Origin of the sequence: Mesorhizobium abyssinicae (genome assembly GCF_049887195.1) — a bacterium.
Taxonomy (GTDB): Bacteria; Pseudomonadota; Alphaproteobacteria; order Rhizobiales; family Rhizobiaceae; genus Mesorhizobium; species Mesorhizobium abyssinicae.
Genome location: NZ_JARAKC010000004.1, coordinates 404,498 through 423,525 on the forward strand (window position 1 = coordinate 404,498; position 19,028 = coordinate 423,525).

At 63.7% G+C, this 19,028-nt stretch carries 21 protein-coding genes, 1 tRNA gene and 1 pseudogene; 10 read left to right on the plus strand and 13 right to left on the minus strand.

All coding sequences use genetic code 11. The features are described from left to right. Positions 1-78: 78 nt before the first annotated feature. From PU724_RS12290 to PU724_RS12300, 3 genes are all read right to left on the minus strand, one after another. Entirely contained in the window at positions 79-846 is a 768-nt protein-coding gene (locus PU724_RS12290) for an RES family NAD+ phosphorylase (protein WP_354422001.1), read from the minus strand. Further along, the gene (locus PU724_RS12295) at positions 806-1,189 is read right to left on the minus strand and encodes an antitoxin Xre/MbcA/ParS toxin-binding domain-containing protein (RefSeq protein WP_354421999.1); all 384 of its coding nucleotides are present in this window, start codon (positions 1,187-1,189) and stop codon (positions 806-808) included. The genes PU724_RS12290 and PU724_RS12295 overlap by 41 nt, the downstream gene beginning before the upstream one ends. 101 nt (positions 1,190-1,290) lie before the next feature. Then, positions 1,291-2,361 (minus strand): GGDEF domain-containing protein, encoded by a 1,071-nt coding sequence (locus PU724_RS12300; protein ID WP_354421997.1) that lies wholly within the window; start codon positions 2,359-2,361, stop codon positions 1,291-1,293. Between the two features lie 320 nt (positions 2,362-2,681). On the opposite strand from PU724_RS12300, the gene PU724_RS12305 reads away from it, so the two are divergent. The 3 genes from PU724_RS12305 to PU724_RS12315 all read left to right on the plus strand — a co-directional run bounded on the left by PU724_RS12305 (position 2,682) and on the right by PU724_RS12315 (position 4,221). Beyond that, positions 2,682-3,110: a GFA family protein gene (locus tag PU724_RS12305; RefSeq protein WP_128273327.1), complete on the plus strand. Its 429-nt coding sequence runs from the start codon at positions 2,682-2,684 to the stop codon at positions 3,108-3,110. Between the two features lie 111 nt (positions 3,111-3,221). Beyond that, on the plus strand, positions 3,222-3,581 hold the full coding sequence (locus tag PU724_RS12310) for a diacylglycerol kinase (protein WP_292169064.1): 360 nt from the start codon (positions 3,222-3,224) through the stop codon (positions 3,579-3,581). Positions 3,582-3,621: 40 nt separating this feature from the next. Next, positions 3,622-4,221, plus strand: a complete 600-nt coding sequence (locus PU724_RS12315; RefSeq protein ID WP_292169065.1) for a hemerythrin domain-containing protein — start codon at positions 3,622-3,624, stop codon at positions 4,219-4,221. Between the two features lie 2 nt (positions 4,222-4,223). On the opposite strand, the gene PU724_RS12320 is transcribed toward PU724_RS12315, so the two are convergent. After that, the gene (locus tag PU724_RS12320; protein ID WP_354421994.1) at positions 4,224-4,835 is read right to left on the minus strand and encodes a DedA family protein; all 612 of its coding nucleotides are present in this window, start codon (positions 4,833-4,835) and stop codon (positions 4,224-4,226) included. Next, positions 4,835-5,395: a DUF1003 domain-containing protein gene (locus PU724_RS12325; protein WP_292102061.1), complete on the minus strand. Its 561-nt coding sequence runs from the start codon at positions 5,393-5,395 to the stop codon at positions 4,835-4,837. Before PU724_RS12325 ends, PU724_RS12320 begins: the two co-directional genes overlap by 1 nt. A gap of 90 nt (positions 5,396-5,485) precedes the next feature. On the opposite strand from PU724_RS12325, the gene PU724_RS12330 reads away from it, so the two are divergent. The 3 genes from PU724_RS12330 to PU724_RS12340 all read left to right on the plus strand — a co-directional run bounded on the left by PU724_RS12330 (position 5,486) and on the right by PU724_RS12340 (position 10,177). After that, positions 5,486-6,199 (plus strand): DNA-3-methyladenine glycosylase I, encoded by a 714-nt coding sequence (locus tag PU724_RS12330; RefSeq protein ID WP_354421992.1) that lies wholly within the window; start codon positions 5,486-5,488, stop codon positions 6,197-6,199. An 84-nt stretch (positions 6,200-6,283) separates the two neighbouring features. After that, positions 6,284-7,960, plus strand: a complete 1,677-nt coding sequence (locus PU724_RS12335) for an NAD+ synthase (protein WP_354421990.1) — start codon at positions 6,284-6,286, stop codon at positions 7,958-7,960. A gap of 411 nt (positions 7,961-8,371) precedes the next feature. Further along, a complete protein-coding gene (locus tag PU724_RS12340; protein WP_354421988.1) occupies positions 8,372-10,177 on the plus strand; it encodes an ABC transporter ATP-binding protein in 1,806 nt (601 codons plus the stop codon). Positions 10,178-10,276: 99 nt separating this feature from the next. Here PU724_RS12340 and PU724_RS12345 read toward each other — a convergent pair whose 3' ends face one another. The 5 genes from PU724_RS12345 to PU724_RS12365 form a co-directional block, all read right to left on the minus strand. Further along, complete coding sequence (locus tag PU724_RS12345; protein ID WP_127283876.1) at positions 10,277-10,588, minus strand: PilZ domain-containing protein; 312 nt, start codon at positions 10,586-10,588, stop codon at positions 10,277-10,279. Between the two features lie 104 nt (positions 10,589-10,692). Further along, entirely contained in the window at positions 10,693-11,181 is a 489-nt protein-coding gene (locus PU724_RS12350; protein WP_127283877.1) for an NUDIX hydrolase, read from the minus strand. Between the two features lie 203 nt (positions 11,182-11,384). Further along, the gene (gene gpt, locus PU724_RS12355; RefSeq protein WP_027145490.1) at positions 11,385-11,885 is read right to left on the minus strand and encodes a xanthine phosphoribosyltransferase; all 501 of its coding nucleotides are present in this window, start codon (positions 11,883-11,885) and stop codon (positions 11,385-11,387) included. Positions 11,886-12,029: 144 nt separating this feature from the next. After that, positions 12,030-12,863 (minus strand): universal stress protein, encoded by an 834-nt coding sequence (locus PU724_RS12360; protein ID WP_127283878.1) that lies wholly within the window; start codon positions 12,861-12,863, stop codon positions 12,030-12,032. Between the two features lie 99 nt (positions 12,864-12,962). After that, positions 12,963-13,706: a competence/damage-inducible protein A gene (locus PU724_RS12365; RefSeq protein WP_292102065.1), complete on the minus strand. Its 744-nt coding sequence runs from the start codon at positions 13,704-13,706 to the stop codon at positions 12,963-12,965. A 137-nt stretch (positions 13,707-13,843) separates the two neighbouring features. On the opposite strand from PU724_RS12365, the gene PU724_RS12370 reads away from it, so the two are divergent. After that, positions 13,844-14,833: an alpha/beta fold hydrolase gene (locus tag PU724_RS12370; RefSeq protein WP_354421984.1), complete on the plus strand. Its 990-nt coding sequence runs from the start codon at positions 13,844-13,846 to the stop codon at positions 14,831-14,833. 161 nt (positions 14,834-14,994) lie between these two features. Here the strand turns inward: PU724_RS12370 and PU724_RS12375 are convergent, their stop codons facing one another. From PU724_RS12375 to PU724_RS12385, 3 genes are all read right to left on the minus strand, one after another. Further along, positions 14,995-15,234 carry a DUF2188 domain-containing protein gene (locus PU724_RS12375; RefSeq protein WP_127283881.1) on the minus strand — a complete coding sequence of 80 codons (240 nt, stop codon included), beginning with the start codon at positions 15,232-15,234 and terminating at the stop codon, positions 14,995-14,997. Between the two features lie 32 nt (positions 15,235-15,266). Next, positions 15,267-15,545 carry a DUF982 domain-containing protein gene (locus tag PU724_RS12380; protein ID WP_127310126.1) on the minus strand — a complete coding sequence of 93 codons (279 nt, stop codon included), beginning with the start codon at positions 15,543-15,545 and terminating at the stop codon, positions 15,267-15,269. Between the two features lie 75 nt (positions 15,546-15,620). Continuing rightward, positions 15,621-16,724 (minus strand): NADH:flavin oxidoreductase/NADH oxidase, encoded by a 1,104-nt coding sequence (locus tag PU724_RS12385; protein ID WP_354421981.1) that lies wholly within the window; start codon positions 16,722-16,724, stop codon positions 15,621-15,623. Positions 16,725-16,877: 153 nt separating this feature from the next. Here PU724_RS12385 and PU724_RS12390 point away from each other — a divergent pair, with 153 nt between their 5' ends. From PU724_RS12390 to PU724_RS12400, 3 genes and pseudogenes are all read left to right on the plus strand, one after another. Then, entirely contained in the window at positions 16,878-17,456 is a 579-nt protein-coding gene (locus PU724_RS12390) for an NUDIX domain-containing protein (RefSeq protein ID WP_127283884.1), read from the plus strand. A gap of 672 nt (positions 17,457-18,128) precedes the next feature. Next, a tRNA-Leu gene (locus PU724_RS12395) sits at positions 18,129-18,214 on the plus strand. A gap of 396 nt (positions 18,215-18,610) precedes the next feature. Further along, positions 18,611-18,688: pseudogene (locus tag PU724_RS12400) on the plus strand. Positions 18,689-19,028 lie beyond the last annotated feature (340 nt).

Sequence of the window (19,028 nt, forward strand, 5' to 3'; positions counted from 1 at the left end):
GGATCGTCATCCCGATCCAACTCTTTGTTGGAGCATGATCTTTTCCGAAAACCGGTTCCCAGTTTTCGGGATCATGCTCTAGCGCCCACGTTCCCAGCGCAGCCTGGCAAGCCGCGGATCGGTAAAGGCCGCCCTGGAGAATTCGATCCGCTTCTCCGGAAATTCGCAGATCGCCTGCACGCCGAAGGCGCCGAGGCGGATGCGCCATGTCTGCGGATCCAGCGGTTTCGGCTTGGCGAAGCCCTTGCACGTCAACAGCGCAATGTTGGCGCCTTTCGGGTCACGCGCCGAGCGGTAGCGGATCGCCTCCAGCCCGGCCTCGCGCGTGACATCGGCGATGGCCTGGCAAGCGGCGTAGTCGGTCGGATGCGTCCATACGGCCGCGTCGCGATCGAGCGGCGGCCTCGTCAGGTCGATGCCGGCGGCGCATTTGATGGCGGCGGCGAATGCGGTGTAGTCGGCGGCGTCGCGCGGCCAGGGCGTGTCAGGGGATTCGGCGAAGAACAGCAAGCGGTAGAACGCCATCTCGGCGACGGCCGTGAACATGGTCTCCGCCGCATAGTAGACGCCCCTGGTCCGGCCGGCGCGGCGAAAGCGCGAGCCATGCGGATAGACCGAGCCGTAGCGAAAGGGCGTCGCCAGCAGATAATGGAGGTGCCGGCATTCGAGCGGGATCTGCGGCTTGGTCTCCTCGATCAGCTCTTCCAGCAGGGCCTGCTCGTCCAGCGTGTCGACGACCTTCAGTGTCGAGACGCGGTGCTGCGCCTCGACCATGCGCCAGTATTTGCCTTCGAGCCGGATGGATTCAGACGAGAGCGCGTCGGGAGTCCAGATAGGCGATGACATCGACAAGTCCTGCTATCGTCTGGATTTTCTCGATCGGGGCGCCGTCGAAAGCCGTGTTGGCGTTCTTCAGCCAGGCCCGGGCGATGCCCTCGTCGCCGCCGACGATGGCGTCGAGAGAACGAAACAGCCGGACAAACAGGACGGCCAGCTCGAACGGCTTGGTGCCGCGCTCGAGCAGGAAATCCTGCTTGCGCATGCGCGAAACCGTGGCTTCGGAGACACCGATGATCGACGCCAGCACCCTGGCGGTGACGTCGAGCAGTTCGGCGGCGCGCAGCGTGGCCTTGGTGACGACGGCGTTTTCGGCCGTGCCGCTGGCGATATGAGGTTGCACGGATGGCATGGCGTCCTCCTTTCCATGGAAAATATAGGCTAAAAAAATTCACATGGAAAGGGATTGCCGCGAAACATTTTCGCGGGCAGGCCGAGGATCGGCACGAAAACTCAGTCCTTCTTGTAGAGCAGCCAGCTCTTGCCGGCGCGGGCGGCCATCGCCGAATGCCTGGTCACGCGGTTGCGGCCGCCGACCTTCGAACGATAGAGCGCCCGGTCGGCCTTGGTGTAGAGGTCCTCGGGGCTTTCGGCCTCGGACGCCATGCAAATGCCCATCGACACGGTCACCGTGCCGTAATTGGTGCCGGTCTGGCTGCTGGTGAACGGCGTCTGCTCGATAAGCTTCCTGATGCGCTCGGCGATCTCGAAGGTAGTATCCTCGCTGGCGCCCTCGACGATGAGGGCAAATTCCTCGCCGCCGGTGCGGGCAACGAACATGTCGCCGCGAATGCTGGTCTGGAAGATCTCGGCGATGATCTGGATGATCCTGTCGCCGACCGGATGGCCGAAGCGGTCGTTGATGTCCTTGAAACGGTCGATGTCGGCGAGGATCAGGGCATTGAACAGGATGCCCTTGTTGGAGTTGTAGATCCTGGTGATTTCCTTGTCGAAGGCGCGGCGGTTCCAGACCTGCGTCAAGGGATCGGTGTCGGCGAGCCGCTTGTACTCCTCGAGCTTCGACTTGACGCTCTCGAGCTCGGCGGTCTTTTCGCTGAGCGTGCTCGCCACTTGCCTGCCATGGTCGATCGTCGAGTTGGTGGCCGCCGACATGGCGGTGACGATCTTCTGCAGCAGGTCCTGCGACAGCATGCTGCGGTTGCCGAGCCCGCTCGACGTCTCGTCGAGGATGCGGCCGTATTTTTCGATGTGGGATCGCTCGCTGCGCAAGAGCGAGGCAATGTCCTCGAGCTCCTTGGCGATGACGTCGCGCGCGTGCTCGACGATGCCGGGGCCATGATGCTGGGCAAAGAAGGTACGGCCGATGCGGTCGAGATCCTCCTGGGTCGGCCGGTTGCTGAGCGAGACGACGGCCAGGCTGAGTTCGTGGTTGCTGCCGCTCAGCGCCTCGTAGAAGATCTCGTAGTTGCGCGGCAGGCCAAGCACGCCGAGCTGGCGCATGGTCGCCACGACGGTGCTCGCAATGTCGGTGTTCCTGTCATTTGGAACGAAAGCCGGCTGCATGTTCTGTTCACTCCTCAAGAACCACCGCAGACCTGCGCGTGCCGGTGTCGCCATGAGGGGAGTGCGACCGGAAATGCCAGACACGAGAAGTATCGCGTCCCCGCTCACGACCTTCACTCATAACGACCATAGATGCGAGCGCGCTAAAGTTTCCTTAATGGGACGGATTTCAGCACGGTTTTCTCTACCTCAGGATGTAATAGCCCCTTATGCAGGTGCAGGGCGAAACACGTCCCGCGGGTGTCGCATTTGCCGGTGCCCGGCGGGCGCAAAACTGGAATCCTGCCACCAGCGCGAGAGGAATTCGAAGGAGACCGGGGATGGACGAAAAACACAGCGGAGCATGCCTGTGCGGAGCGGTGCGCTTCAGGACGAGGGGAGCCCTGCGCGGTGTCGTCTACTGCCACTGCTCGCAATGCCGCAGGCAGAGCGGCCATTTCGTCGCGGCGACATCGGCCAAGGATGCCGATGTCGACATAGAGGGAGCCGAGGTGCTCAGCTGGTATGGCGCGTCCGATGTCGCCAGGCGCGGATTTTGCCGCATCTGCGGCTCGCTGCTCTTCTGGAAGCACAACGAGCTGGACCAGATTTCGATCATGGCCGGCGCCTTCGACAGGCCGTCCGGACTTGCCGGGGAAAGCCATATCTTCGTTGGCGACAAGGGCGACTATTATTCGATCGACAACGGGCTGCCGCAGTTCGAGAAATCGTCGCCCTCGGTCAAGGTCGCCGGTGAGGCCGCCGAATGACCGGCAAGCAAGCAAAGCGGCAGAGCGCGTGATTTTTGCCGGCACTGCCTTATTCCATTGATCCAGCCGTTGCTATATCCCCTGCCGGTCACTCGGAAAGGGGATTTGGGCATGCAGCGGCTGATCGATGCTTTCTTCAACTCGGTGCGGGCGTTCCGCAAGCTGGCTGCCCACGAAAAGGCCTTCCAGCAGGAGCTGATGCTGCTCACCCTTGCCCTGCCGGCGGGCTGGTTCATCTCGGTGTCGTGGCGCGGCTACGCGCTGCTGATCGGCGCGGTGCTGCTGCTGATCATGGTCGAAGTGCTCAACACCGGCATCGAGGCTGCCTGCGACGCCTTCAGCCGCGAGTTCAATGTCGACATCCAGCTCGCCAAGGATTGCGGTTCGCTGGCGGTGCTGATCTCGGTGCTGATCGTAGCCGGCGTCTGGGGCATCGCCATTATCGAGCGCATCACGGGACTACCGATTTAGTATAGCGCTTCCTACATGACGGTTACCAAAGGAGACCGTCATGTCGGACGCCGCTGATTTTCTGTTGCTCGAGCGAGCCGGCCTGCCGGACGATCTGCGCTGGCTGACGCAAAAATATCCGCGCGAGACCTGGCAGGGCCACGGCAATATTCATGGCCTCGCCAATATGTGGCTTGGGCGGCACGACATGTTCCGCGAGCTCGGCGGCATGCTCACCGACGGCATTGGCAATTATCGCGAGGGCAGGCTGACAGCGCCGGACTTCGCGCGCTGGTTCGCGCCGCGGCTGAACCATTTCCTTGGCAATCTCGACGGCCACCACAATGTCGAGGACTATCAGTACTTTCCGGCTTTCGCCAAGGCCGAGCCCCGGTTGAAGCGCGGCTTCGAGATCCTCGATGCCGATCATCACACCATCCATGAGGGGCTGGAGCGCAATGCCGAGGCGGCGAATGCCTTCATCCGGACGCTGCAGGAGAGCGAGGACAGACAGCGCTTTGCGGCCGATGCCTATGCCGATGAGAACAGCCGGCTGATCGCCATGCTCACAAGGCATCTGGCCGACGAAGAGGATTTGATCATCCCGCTGATCCTCGACCGTGGCGACGGCGCGCTCGACGCCGAGACCGACATCGACTGAGCCTATTTGGCCTCGCTCTGACCATCCCTTGCGTCGTTGGCGCGCTCCTTCTTGGCGACGCTATGGGCGAGGAACCAGGCGAGGATGGCGACGGCAAGGCCGATCGCCAGCGCGGTCAGCAGCCGTTCGTGACGCGCCAGCGCCTGGCCGACGATGCGTTCGGCGCCCAGTCCGAAGACGTAGCCGACCGTGCAAAACAGCGCCGCCCAGACCAGCGACGAGATGGCATTGAGGAGGACGAAGCGCTTCACTGTGATGCTGGCGAAGCCGGCGGCGACGCCGCCGACCAGGCGCATGCCGTAGATGTAGCGGTTCGAAAGCACGAAGATGTTGGGATGGGAGGAGACGAGACGGAAGGCATGGCTGAAGCCTGGCCGTGCCTTCAGCCTGAGCACATAGGGATGATCGGCGAAGCTGCGGCCGAGGATGAAGAAGAAGGTGTCACCGGCGAAGGCGCCGATGGCCGCAGCCAGGAAAGCCTGCCAGGCCACGAAGACATGCTGATGGGCAAAGAAGCCGGCGAGGATGGCAGCGCTTTCGCCTTCGGCGACGCAGCCCAGGAAGACCGCGACCAGCCCGTACTGCTCGATGAGGTGATGGATGGCCTCGGTCATCAGGGGCTTTGTCGCGCCGACAGCTTTTCGTCGATGCGTCTGACCTGCTCGGCCAGCCGCACGATCTCGTCGCGCATGCCTATCAGCTCGCTGTGGCGCAGTTCGTCCAGCTTCTCGTGCAGCGCCATGATCTCGATCTCGGCCTTGAGATTGACCTCATAGTCGTGGGCGGCGTCGATGCGGTCGCGCTCGGTCTGGCGGTTCTGCGACATCATGATCACCGGCGCCTGCAGTGCTGCGATCATCGACAGCACGAGGTTGAGGAAGATGAAGGGGTAAGGGTCGAAGGCGGCGCGCGACAGCAGCCAGACATTGCCGCAGGTCCACAGGATCAGGAAGGCGACGAAGGTCAGGATGAACGACCATGAACCGCCGATGCGGGCGATGGTGTCAGCGACGCGGTCGCCGAACGTCTGGTGAAAGGCGATGGCCTTGTTGGTGTCCTTCGAGATGGTGGTGCGATCGAGCGCGCTTTGCAGCACCCGGCTCTCGATCTGGCCGAGGCCATCCAGCCGGCGTTTGAGCCAGCGGTTGGCCAGGTCATCGATTGTCTTGTTCATGTCGCCCTCCGTCATGAAAGCTTGCATAGAGGTAGAGGCTGCCGGCCCGAACGGGAAGTGTTACATTGACGCGAACCCGCGAGGATACCCATGGCCGATTTCCAGAAAATCCGCGCCCGCGCGGCGAAGCGCAAGGGCGGGGAAGCAGCGCTTCAATCGTTGCTCGGGCCGATGCCGGACAACAAGGCCGTGGCGAAGATCGGGGATGACCGCATCCTGTCGACCATGGCCGAGCGCATTTTCGCAGCCGGTTTCGTCTGGCGCGTCATCGAGCAGAAGTGGCCGGGTTTCGAGGAGGCGTTCCTCGGCTTCGAGCCGAAGCGGCTGTTGTTCCAGCCCGACGATTTCTGGCACGAACTGGCCTCCGACAAGCGCATCGTGCGCAATCCGCAGAAGATCAGGTCCGTCCGCGACAATGCCGCCTTCGTCGAGCGCGTGTCGAAGGAGCATGGCGGCTTCGGCAAATTCCTCGCCGCCTGGCCGGCCGACGACCAGGTCGGGCTGACCGCCTGGCTTGGCAAGCATGGCAGCCGGCTTGGCGGCAACACCGGCCAGTACTTCCTGCGCTGGCTGGAGTGGGACACCTTCATCGTCTCGACCGACATGGCGGCGGCACTGCGCGATGCCGGTATCGACATCGCCGAGAACCCGACCTCGAAGCGGGACCTCGACAAGATCCAGGCGCAGATCAATCGATGGTCGGCTGAAACCGGCCTGCCGCGCCGGCACATTTCCCGAATACTTTCGATGTCGATCGGCGAGAACCACTCGCCGGAAGCCTTGCGAGAATATATGGGCGAATAGGATTTCGGGACATTGGCCCGCTGGGCATAGTGGCCCAAGCGAACGCCATTGCCCGGCGAAATTTGCCGCGCTAAACCCGCAGGCATGACCAAGAAGCCCGACATCCTGCGCATCGCCATCGCCCAGCTCAATCCGACTGTCGGCGACGTCGCCGGCAATCTCGCCAAGGCGCGCGAGGCGCGCGCGGACGCCGCCCGACAGGGCGCCGACATCGTGCTCTACACCGAGCTCTTCCTCGCCGGCTATCCGCCGGAGGATCTGGTGCTGAAGCCGGCTTTCCTGAAGGCTTGTGAGAAGGCCGCGGAAGATTTCGCCAAGGACACTGCCGATGGCGGTCCCGGCGTCATCATCGGCACGCCCCTGAAGCGCAAGAGCGGCACGCACAATTCGATCATCGTCGCCGATGGCGGCAAGATCCTCGCCGAGCGCTACAAGCTCGATCTGCCGAACTACGGCGAATTCGACGAGAAGCGCGTCTTCCAGGCCGGGCCGGAATTGCAGGGACCGGTCAATTTCCGCGGCGTGCGCATCGGCATTCCGATCTGCGAGGACATCTGGGGCGAGGTCGCCGTCTGCGAGACGCTGGCCGAAAGCGGCGCCGAGATCCTGCTGGTGCCGAACGGCTCGCCCTATTACCGCGCCAAGATCGACATCCGCCACCAGGTCGTCATCCGCCAAATCATCGAATGCGGCCTGCCGATGATCTACGCCAACCAGCTCGGCGGCCAGGACGAGCTGATCTTCGACGGCGCTTCCTTTGCCATAGGCGCGGACAAGACGCTCGCCTTCCAGATGAGCCAGTTCGAGGAGGCGGTCGACGTCACCACCTGGAAGCGCACGCAGGATGGCTGGGTCTGCTCCGAAGGGCCGATGTCGAAGATCCCGGAGCGGGAGGAGGCCGACTATCGGGCCGGCATGTTAGGCTTGCGCGACTACGTCAACAAGAACGGCTTCAAGAACGTCGTGCTCGGCCTTTCCGGCGGCATCGATTCGGCGATCTGCGCCGCGCTTGCCGTCGATGCGCTGGGCGAGGAGCGGCTGCGCGCCGTGATGATGCCCTATCGCTATACCTCGAAGGATTCGCTCAAGGATGCCGAGGACTGCGCCCGCGCGCTCGGCTGCCGCTATGACATCGTGCCGATCTTCGAGCCGGTCGAAGGTTTTCTGCACGCGCTGACGCAGATGTTCGAAGGCACCAAGGAAGGCATCACAGAGGAGAACCTGCAGAGCCGCGCGCGCGGCACCATCCTGATGGCGATCTCCAACAAGTTCGGTTCGATGGTCGTCACCACCGGCAACAAGAGCGAGATGTCGGTCGGCTACGCCACGCTTTACGGCGACATGAATGGCGGCTTCAACCCGATCAAGGACCTCTACAAGATGCAGGTCTACGCCCTGTCGCGCTGGCGCAACAGCCATGTGCCGCCGGGCGCGCTCGGTCCTTCCGGCGAGGTGATCCCGAAGAACATCATCGACAAGGCGCCGTCGGCGGAGCTGCGCGAGAACCAGACCGACCAGGACTCGCTGCCGCCCTATCCGGTGCTCGACGACATTCTGGAGTGCCTGGTCGAGAACGAGATGGGCGTCGACGACATCGTCGCGCGCGGCCATGACCGGGCGACGGTGGCGCGGGTCGAGCACCTGCTCTACATCGCCGAATACAAGCGCCGGCAAGCCGCGCCGGGCGTGAAGATCACCCGAAAGAATTTCGGCCGCGACCGCCGCTACCCGATCACCAACCGGTTCAGGGACGGGCGGTAGACGCTTTTTTCCTGCCCAGCCTGAACAGCCACGGTACAACCGGCCGTTGTTGCAAAATCGTCTCACTGCTTGGACCAGATGCGCATTCGCCCGCGGTCTGTCTTGGCGATGCGCAAGAGCGTCTCTATAAGAACGTCTCCGCGATTCTCCACCAGGAGGAACCGAATGCCACGATTTGAAATCGTTATGCGAGGCCGCGAAGCCTAGGTCCTGATCGTCGCCTCGCGAAGGCTTGCCTTCGCGACAAAGCTTCGATCGAGGAGAGGCATTTGCCGCTGCAGGTCGCCGCCTGCATATGGGCGAGCCGCCACTATGCTGAACCTCCGTATTCCGGGCGCCAGATTGGCGCCGACGCGGTTTTTCTCAATTCCATCTTACCGGGACCGGGCACATTTGCGCCCGGATGACATCATGGCTCGTTTTCGAATCGACCTGCGCGCCGACGCTTTCCGCAGCGTGCTCGGCTTCACGCTCGGCCATTGGCGGCGCCAGCCGTGGCGGCTTTCGCTAATCATGGGCGCCTTCCTGCTGTCGACGCTGGCCGACGTGCTGACGCCGCTCTATTCCGGCCGGCTGGTCGACGCCGTCGCCAATGGCAGTGCAGCCGATGCCGTCGCCTGGAACGCGGCGATTTCGGCTTTCTGGATGCTGGTTGCCCTGGCGCTGACCGGCGTCGTGCTGCGCAACGCCGCCTTCATGGCCATCGTCGAGCTGACGCTGAAGATGATGGCCGATATCGCGGCCGACGCCTTCCATCGCGTCCAGCGCTTTTCCACCGACTGGCATGCCAACAGCTTCGCCGGTTCGACCGTGCGCAAGATCACGCGCGGCATGTGGGCGCTCGACCTGCTCAACGACACAATCCTGATCGCGCTCTTGCCGTCGGTCGTCATGCTCGTCGGTTCGACGCTGCTGCTCGGCTGGTTCTGGCCGCTTATGGGCGCGGTGGTCGCCGTCGGCTCGGGGCTGTTCATCACGGTGACGGCGACGCTGTCACTTGGCTATGTCGCGCCGGCCGCCCGGCTCGCCAACACCTGGGACACGCGGCTTGGCGGCTCGCTGGCCGATGCGGTGAGCTGCAATGCCGTGGTCAAGGGCTTCGGCGCCGAGACGCGCGAGGAGGCGCGGCTTGCAAGGGTCGTCGCCAAATGGCGCGCCCGCACGGGCCGCACCTGGGTGCGCGGCACCGTCAACGGCACCACGCAGGGCACGATGCTTCTACTGCTGAGGACCGCCGTCATCGGTCTGGCGCTGATGCTGTGGGCCTGGGGGCAGGCCAGCGCCGGCGACGTCGCCTTCGTGCTGACTTCGTTCTTCGTGCTGCAAGGCTATCTGCGCGACATCGGCACGCATATCCGCAATCTGCAGCGCTCGATAAACGACATGGAGGAACTGGTCGACTTCCAGGCCGAACCGCTCGGCATCGAGGACCGGCCGGCGGCCGGGCCGATCCGCATCAACGATGGGCGCATCAGGTTCGACAGGGTCACCTTCCACTATGGCAACCACCGGCTGCCGCTCTATCGCGATTTCTCGGTCGAGATCGCCTCCGGCGAGCGCGTCGGACTGGTCGGCCATTCCGGTTCGGGCAAGACGACCTTCGTCAAGCTGATCCAGCGCCTCTACGACGTGAACGCCGGCAGGATCCTGATCGACGGCCAGGATATTTCCGAGGTGGCGCAGGCATCGCTGCGCGCGCAGATCGCCATCGTCCAGCAAGAGCCGATCCTGTTCCATCGGTCGCTTGCCGAGAACATCGCCTATGCCCGGCCCAGCGCCACCCAGGCCGAGATCGAGCATGCGGCGCGGCTGGCGAGCGCGCATGACTTCATCTGCGACCTGCCGAAAGGCTATGGCACGCTGGTGGGCGAGCGTGGCGTGAAGCTGTCGGGCGGCGAGCGGCAGCGGGTGGCGATAGCGCGCGCCTTCCTCGCCGATGCACGCATCCTGATCCTCGACGAGGCGACGTCCAGCCTCGATTCGGAATCGGAAGTGCTGATCCAGCAGGCGATGGAGCGGCTGATGGTCGGCCGCACGACGCTGGTCATCGCGCACCGGCTGTCGACGGTCAGGGCGCTCGACCGGCTGCTGGTGTTCGATCGCGGCCGCATCATCGAGGAGGGCTCGCACGACCAGCTGATCCGGTTGAACGGCGGCATCTACCGCCGCCTGTTCGAGCGCCAGGCGCTCGAACTGACCAAGGGCCTGGTGATCTGAGGCGAAGGGCATTCCGTGCCGTCCCGGTCCGGGGTGCCCTTTATTTCGATACGGAGAGGAACGACCCGGTCCGGCGAGACCTGGCCTGGGCGACGGCGATCAGCCGTAGTGCAGCTTCGGCTTCGGCTCGGTGCCGCTGAATTGGACGCCGACGCGGTCGTTGCGGCGCCAGCGGACCTCAGACCGATAGGCGACGCCGTCGACCGGCACGTAGAGCAGGAAGCGATCGGGAACGTGGGCGTCCGGCGCGACCTTCAGCTCGGCGCCGCCGTCATTCTGGTTGCGCAAGGTGCAGCTGATCTCGGAATTCTGGATGCCGGTGATGATCGAGCCGCCCTTGAGCACACGCTGTCGGTGCTTACGCCGAAGATCGTCGGAATTGTCCTCGAGGGGTCGTGCGGTATTCGTCATCACCAAAACGCCAAGGCAGCCGAATCGAATCTAGGGGCCATCCTTGCGTACGGCAATGCCCACGCCAAAGCCTTGCCCGCCGGCAATGGCGTTTGGTGGCCAACTCACGCGAATTTGTGCGGGTCGGCGCAGAAATAGGCGATGATCTGGCAGAGGTCCGGCTCGTTGACCATGCGCACAGCTTCGGCGGAGCTCACCCATTTGCGGGTGCGCGCGCGCTTTTCTTTCCAGCGGTCGGCGATGCGGTCGACCCGCAACGGGTAGACCAGCACCTCGCAAGGCACTTCCTCACCGGAAGCCAGCACCTTGGCGTAGAAATACCGGCCGGCTTCAAGATGGGAGACGGTGCCGCGCAATCCGGCTTCCTCGCCGGCCTCGCGCGCGGCCGCCTCGCTAAGCGGCTCCTTGGCCTCTGGCCAGCCCTTGGGCAGCACCCAGCGGCCGGTGTCGCGGCTGGTGATCAGCATGATCTCGACACCATTTTCGGCCTCGCGCCAGGGCAGGGCGGCAACCTGCAGGCGGCAAGGCGCGCTGCCGAAGAGTCGCCGGACTCTTTCGGCCAGATGGTTATGCGTCGTTGGCCTTGTCAGCATCGGAGAAGCTAGCCCCAGCCCTCGGACTCGTTCGTTGCCTCACGAATCTTACCTCCGATCATACGCGACAAAAGTAAAAAACTTCACAGGAACTTGTTGAATTCCACCAAGAAAAGTCGATTGCGTGAAATAGCCTTGCGGCGCGCATTTCATGCGCAGCAAAAAAATGCGTCGTGAACCGTTTCAGTGGAAAAAATGACCGATCAACCGGCGTGATCGTCGGCGATCGGCTTCTGGTAGGTGAAGCCCATATCCCAGGGGAAATAGATCCAGGTGTCTTGGCTGACCTCGGTGACGAAGGTGTCGACCAGCGGCCGCCCCTTCGGCTTGGCGTAGACGGTGGCGAAATGCGCCTTGGGCATCATGGCGCGCACGATGCCCGCGGTCTTGCCGGTGTCGGTCAGGTCGTCGATGATCAGCACGCCGGCGCCATCATCGGCGAGCAACGCCGGCGTGATCTCCTTCAGCACCTGCAACTGCCCCTGGCTGGTGTAGTCGTGATAGGAGGCGACGCAGACCGTCTCGATCACCCGGATGCCGAGCTCGCGCGAGATGATGGCGGCGGGCACAAGGCCGCCGCGGGTGATACAGACAATCGCCTTCCACTGCCCCTTGCTGGCGCCGGCAAGCCGCCAGGCAAGCGCGCGGGCGTCGCGGTGGAACTGGTCCCAGGAGACCGGGAAAGCTTTTTCGGGAAGGGACATTTTTCACGCACTCCGCAGCACGCGACCAGGCGCGTGACGATATCCAAGGGAATGCAGGCGGAATTAGCGGGAAAATGCCGGCTTTGGCAAGCTCGCAACAAGCCATGCCTGTGGACTTAAGCCCGCGCGCTTTGCTTGTCGGGATTATCGCGACAGGAAAGCTGCCACCGGCGCGGTGCGCAGCACCGTGCGCGTCACGCCGCCGAACAAGAGCTGGCGCAGCCAGGAATGGCTGTAGGCGCCGAGCACGAGCAGATCGGCGCCGGTCTCGGCAATGCGGGTCTGGATGAGGTCGTCGACGGAAGCGCCGTTCGACTTCTGCACCGACACGCTGACGGTGGCACCGTGCCTGGAAAGCGCCGCGGCGATTTCGGCGCCGGCGGCTTCCGGGGTCTCGTCCAGCGACTCAGGCGGATCGATGATCAATATGTCCGTCTTCTCGGCCTCGCTGATGAAGGGCAGGGCGTCGAAGGCGGCGCGTGCCGCTTCCTTGCTGCCGTTCCAGGCCAGGAGCACGCGCTTGAAAGTTGTAAGGAGTGGCCCTTCATGCGGCACCACGAGCACCGGCCGGCCGGCATCATAGACGAGCGTGTCGACGTCGGCGCCCGGGTCGCCGCCGGTGTCGCGCTGCGCGGCGATGATCAGGTCGGCGGCGCGGACGGTGGAAATGCCGGTCAGCGCGCTGTCGCCGGAAAAGCTCTCGAGGCTGCGCCACTCGAAGGACAGGCCGGACTCCTCGATACGCCTCAGGAACAGGGCCTCCAGCTTGTCGGCGCGCTCGCGGTTCATCTCGGCCGACACCTGCAGGAATTCGGTGTCCGGAAAGCCGGTGGCCGAGGTGTAGGGAACGGGCAGCGCTTCGGCATGGATGCCGACGAGATGGCTCTGGAAGCGGTCGGCAAGCGGGATGGCGCAAGCGAGCACGCGCTCGGCGTCCTGCTCGTTCTGCAAAATGGCGACGATGGTCTTGAAGCGCATGCTGGGTCCCTCAACGTGTTGGCGCAATGCGGCGCGCGCCCAAGGAAACGTCACAGTGCCATGCTTGGTTCCGGGCCGACCGGGAGCCGCAATCGCCGATCAGCCGGCAGCAGCGGCGAAGCCGGCAACCATGGCTTCGACATCCTTGCGGGCGGCCCCCAGCGCCTCCTCGTCGCGGGCGCGCACGACGAGCTCGGTCCAGAACTTGCCGTCGCCATATTTCGGATAGGAGCCGATGATGGTGTCGGGATGCGCCTTCTGGATGTCGGCCAGCGGGCCGCCGATGAGGCCTTCGCCGAACGGGCAATGGACGGTCGCCGACAGCATTTTGGTGCCCGCCTTCAGCGTCGGCACGACATTGTCGAGCATGGCCTGGAAGATCGCCGGCACGCCGGCCATGACATGGACGTTGCCGATGCGAAAGCCAGGCGCGACCGATACCGGGTTGTCGATGTGGTCGGCGCCGCGCGGCATGCGCGCCATGCGCTTCCTCGCCTCGGTGTATTCGATGCCGCGCGCGGCGTAGCTCGCCTCCAGCATCGCATAGGCCTTGGTGTCATACTCGCACGGCACGCCGAATGCCTTGGCGATCGAATCCGCGGTGATGTCGTCATGCGTCGGGCCGATGCCGCCGGTGGTGAAGACATAGGTGTAGCGGGCGCGCACGGCATTGACCGCGGCGACGATCTCGTCCTCCTCGTCGGGAACGACGCGGACTTCCTTGAGATCGATGCCGATGGCCGTCATGATGTCGGCGAGGTGGCCGATGTTCCTGTCCTTGGTCCGACCCGACAGGATCTCGTCGCCGATGACGAGCATGGCGGCGGTGACGATTTCAGGCATGACAGGCTCCGGCAAACAGGGTCGCCTGAGATAGCGCGGCGACGGAGCGGCGGCAATGCGCCAGCACTATGCCACGGCGGCGCCTTGCTGCGACATCTGCGGCAGGTAAGCTGCCTGCGTTGCCAGTGAGAGGAAAAATGCTGCTGTCGATCTTGTCCTGGCTGCTCGGTGGCCTGCTCCTGCTCGCCGTTGCCGTGGTTGTCGGCCTTGTGCTGGCGACATGGTGGATCGGCGCCAAGGCCGAGAGGCTGGTACCGGCGCGCGGAAAATTCGTCGAGATCGACGGCAACCGTATCCATTATGTCGAGGAAGGCGAGGGCAGGCCGATCGTCTTCCTGCACGGGCTCGGCGCCCAACTTCACCATTTCCGCCACACGCTGTTCGGCCGCTTCGGCCCAGGCTATCGCCTGATCGCGCTCGACCGTCCGGGCTCCGGCTATTCGGTGCGGGCTGGCGACGCCACGGGGCGACTGCCCGAGCAGGCCGAAATCGTGCGGCGCTTCATCGACAGGCTCGGGTTGGAAAAGCCGCTGGTCGTTGGTCATTCGCTGGGCGGCGCGATCGCGCTGACGCTGGCGGTGGAGCACCCCGGGACGATTTCTGGCATCGCCCTGCTGGCACCCCTGACGCATCTGGAAACCAGGGCGCGCCAGAAATTCGACTTGCTCTACGTTCCTTCGCGACTGCTGCGCCGGATCATGGCATATACGGTGGCGATACCGTTGAGTTTGAAATACGCGGAGCCGACAATGAGGTTCATCTTCGCGCCGCAGGCCGTTCCCGGTGACTATATGACCGCAGGAGGCGGCTGGCTTGGGTTGAGGCCCGCCCATTTCCATGCGACCTCGACCGACGTCGTTGCGGTGGAACAGGATCTCGGCCGCATCGAGCAGCGCTATGGCGAGATCGCCATGCCTGCCGGCATTCTGTTCGGCACCGCCGACCGCGTCATTGGCATGGCTATACATGGCGAACCGATGCGGGACAGGCTCAAAGGGCTCGATTTCGAGGCCGTCGACGGTTTGGGCCACATGCCGCAATTCATCGATCCGGAGCGCGTCACCGCCTTCATCAAGCGCATTGCCGCGCGCGCCTTTGCCACGAAGAGCCTCTCAGCCATCGACTGAACGCCGAAGCGGGCTAGCCGGGACCCGATGCCAATGCCGGGCAGAATGTCAACGATCAGTATTGCGGCAAGTCGCAGACCGCGCGCTTTCCAGGTGGCTGGCTAGGATGCCCTCGCGGGCATCCGCGGCCGCTGCGGCAAGAGCCGCCCCAGGAATAGATGCTAATCGGAAACTTCGGTTTGCGGCCGGTCCCTGCCATCGGCCAGTTCATCGTGCCACTTGCCTTCGGCGTCCTCGTACTGGATGCCGTCCGTGGTGCCGGCGATCTGCTGCTCGGCCGAAGCGATCTCGGCGGCGCGCAGCGCGTCCTGGTGGGTGGGGAACGTCTCCGAGAAGGTCGAGCCGACCTTGTAGGCCCAGCCGCCATCGTGCTCGACGATCTTGTAAGTCAGCTTCGCCATGAAGTCCTCCGGTTGAAAAGGCCCCTTTTTGCTCAATGCAGCCGATCGTCGGGCAAGCGGTCGTCGGGCACCAGCACTTCCGATTCCTTGGCCGCTTCGATCAAGGCCCGGCGCGCATCCGCGGTTGAACGATAACCCTCCAGCACTTTCAGGCAAGTGTCGACTGCATCACGATGCCGGGGGCCGCGATTGAGCGGCCAAACCGTCATCAGGCACTCCGCTGCTTCCCTGGTGCTGCGGATCTGGCGATATTTGCCGACATGGCCGAGTTCGACCACCACCGGCTTTTCAAAGGGTTTGCTGTCCATCATGGCCGCAAACGCAAAGCAGCCAAATTGGTTGCAATCGTGTCTTCCGGGCTGCGCCCAAACGTCTCAGCGAGGTGGTCAGCTCGCCGCCTTCATCCAGTGCCGCATCGTCGTCACCGAGCGGGCAAGCTGCGGCGCGGGATGGATCTCCTGGCCGAAGGTCGCCGCGGCGCGCCATCCCCAGCGCGGATCGGCGAGGAAGGCGCGCGCCAGCGCCACCATATCCGCCTGGCCGTCAGCAACGATCGCCTCGGCCTGCTTCGGATCGTCGATCAGCCCAACGGCTCGCGTCGGGATGCCGGCGCCCTTTCGCACCGCTTCCGCCAGATGCACCTGGTAGCCAGGCCCAGACGGCAGCTGCTGCAAGGGGGAATTGCCGCCGCTCGAGCAGCAGAGATAGGCGATGCCCTCGGCCTTCAGCGCCTTGGTCACCTCGATGGCGTCCTCGACATCGAAGCCGCCATCGACCCATTCCTTGACCGACAGGCGCGCGCCGAGCATCAGCCTGGGGACGGCTTTCCGCACCGCCCTGGCGATCTCGATGACGAAACGCATGCGGTTCTCAAGCGAACCGCCCCAGCGATCGGTGCGTCGGTTGGACAGCGGCGACAGGAACTGGAAGATCAGGTAGCCGTGCGCTGCGTGCAGTTCGATGAAGTCGAAACCGGCGCGTTCGGCGCGCCTCGCCGCATCGGCGAAACGCTCGATGATGCGCAGGATCTCGTCTTCCTCCAGGGCGTGCGGCACCTGCCAGCCTGTGTCGTAGGCGATGGCCGAGGCTGACACGGTCGGCCAGGGATCCTGGTCGGGCTTGAGCGGCCCGCCGCCCTCCCACGGCCGCTGGCACGAAGCCTTGCGGCCGGCATGGGCAAGCTGGGTGCCGAATTTCGTGCCGGGCGCGGCGACGCGCCTTGCCGCGTCCAGCGTGCGCCGGGCAGCGGCCTCGTTGTCGTCGGAATAGAGGCCGAGGCAGCCATGCGAGATGCGTCCGCGCCGCTCGACGTCGGTCATCTCGACGGTGACCATGCCGGCGCCCGACATGGCAAGGTTCATCCAATGATAGAGATGCCAGTCGCTGGCGGATCCGTCCTCAGCCGAATACTGGCACATCGGCGCCACGGCGATGCGGTTGGGCAAGGTGAGGCCGCCAAGCGTGATCGGCTGGAAAAGCGATGAGGTCATGAAAAGAACTCCGGCAGGGGATGCTTATTTAGGCGAGGGCACCGGCACGCACCAGACACGAGGCGGTGAAACCTTGGTCTGGCCCAATCGCCGCCCGGATTGCATGAACGCCGGTTCGCGGCTACGCCATGGCGCCGGCACAAGGAGTTCATCATGGAAGATCGCATTCGCATCCGCTCGGAAGAGGTGCTTTCCGACGATTGGGCGGTCCTGAAGAAGACGGTCTTCGACTACCGCCGCCGCGACGGGCAGTGGGAGACGCAGATCCGCCAGACCTACGATCGCGGCGACGGCGCGGTGATCCTGCCTTTCGATCCATCGCGCTCGACCGTGCTGCTCGTGCGGCAGTTCCGCTATCCGGCCTATGCCACCGGCCACCATGAGCCGCTGATCGAGGCCTGCGCGGGCCTGCTCGACGAGAACGACCCGGAAACCTGCATCCGCAAGGAGGCGGAGGAAGAACTCGGCTACCGGCTGAAGGATGTCCAGAGGCTGTTCGCGCCCTACATGAGCCCGGGCAGCGTGACCGAGCGGCTCTGGTTCTTCGTCGCGCGCTACTCGCCGGCCGACCGTATCTCGGCCGGCGGCGGCGCGCCGGAAGAGGGCGAGGACATCGAGGTCCTGGAGATGACGCTCGACGAGGCGCTCGCCGGCATCGCCGACGGTAGCATCGTCGATGCCAAGACGATCATCCTGATCCAGCACCTGAAACTATATCCGATACCGGCCTGAGGCGCCTGCCAGCCCCAAGTTCCGGCGTCTGCACCCTTCGCCTCGGCACGAGGGCGGTTAACTAAGGAAAGCGTACTTCAGAAGAGCGCCATGGAAAAAGCCCGGCCAACATGGCCGGCGCTCTGTGAATTTTGTCACAGACGCATTCACGCATTGGCCTAGGTTGCACGGCGTAGTTTTTCTGCAGCGGTGAAGGGAGCACTCCGATGCTTGTCAACCTTCCTATGCTTGTAACCCTTCCTCTTGTCGTAGTTGGTCCCCTTGTCGATTGGCTCGGTCGCCGAGCCGATCAGAAGGCGCAGTTGAAGGCAACGGACGAACTGAGCGAGTCCCCGGACGACATTCTCAGCGACATCGGGATTCCCGTGACGACATCGAGACCATGCGCTGGCAGTCCAGCCATTAGGGTGGGGTTACACCCATGCTTCCGCCTTAATCGCGGGTGGCCTCGACGTTGTTGCAACTAGCCGCCGGCCAGAGCATGCATCACCCGTGGTCACGCTTTCGGTCTACGCCACCTCTTCAAGAAGCCGGACGAAGGCGCGGCAGCGGCGATCGAAGCTGCGATGAGAGCGGGCGCGGAACGGCAAGAGGGATATTTGGTGCCAAACGGTGCCAAATCCACCCACAGGACTAGACCGGTCTCGCCTTAAGTGCTTGTAATCGCGGCGCGCGGACGTGGCGGAACTGGTAGACGCAAGGGACTTAAAATCCCTCGATCTCTGATCGTACGGGTTCGATTCCCGTCGTCCGCACCAGATTGAAATCATTCCACAATTAGCTTCTTACCTTGGGTACATGGCTACCCTGTCAAATCATGACGTGGGTAGCCGTGCGGGTAGCCGGCCAACGAAAAAGCCCGCCACCCCAAGGATAGGCAGCGGGCGCTAGTTCGGGAGGAGAGGGGCACCCCCGTGGCCCCTTTTGATGACGGTACGCCTCGCCTCGCTGGATAATAAGCGCGCGCCAGTTGCAGCGCTGCATATTCGAGTTGCGTGACTTTTCCGCCACAGACAAAAGAACGCCCGGCCAACCTTGAGCAAAAGCCGAGCCAGGGCATCTGGCATCTTACCTACTTCCATTGCAGGCGCCGGTTACCCCTAATCTCCAGATCGATCAAAGGACGCCTGCTTTTGTATCCTGCTAAAATGTTCGCGCTCGTAGCTCAATCAGGACAGAGCCGCTAGTAAAGTCCTAGGCAGATGCAGGTTCGAGCCCTGCCGAGTGCACCAAAAGCCCGCCACCGTGAGGCAGCGGGCCATCGTTTCGCTTGCGGAATGATCAGTTTGAGAGTTGGCACCGCGAACCAGTCGTTCCTGCCGCTCGATGCCGCATAGACGCCGAGGTAGACCGGATAACCGACCGAATTCGACGCCCGCAAGTATTCGTCGAGTGCGGTAGCTAGCTCCCTTCCTAGCCGCTTGATTTTTTGCTCAGCCGTAGGCGATCTCCGAAAATGAGGTCGCCGCACCGGGGAGGATTATATTCCTCATCACGGACAGGTTGCCAATAGCGATTTGGAACACCCACAGCCCGGCTCGCTTATCTAGGTGACACAGGATTTCGCGAGCC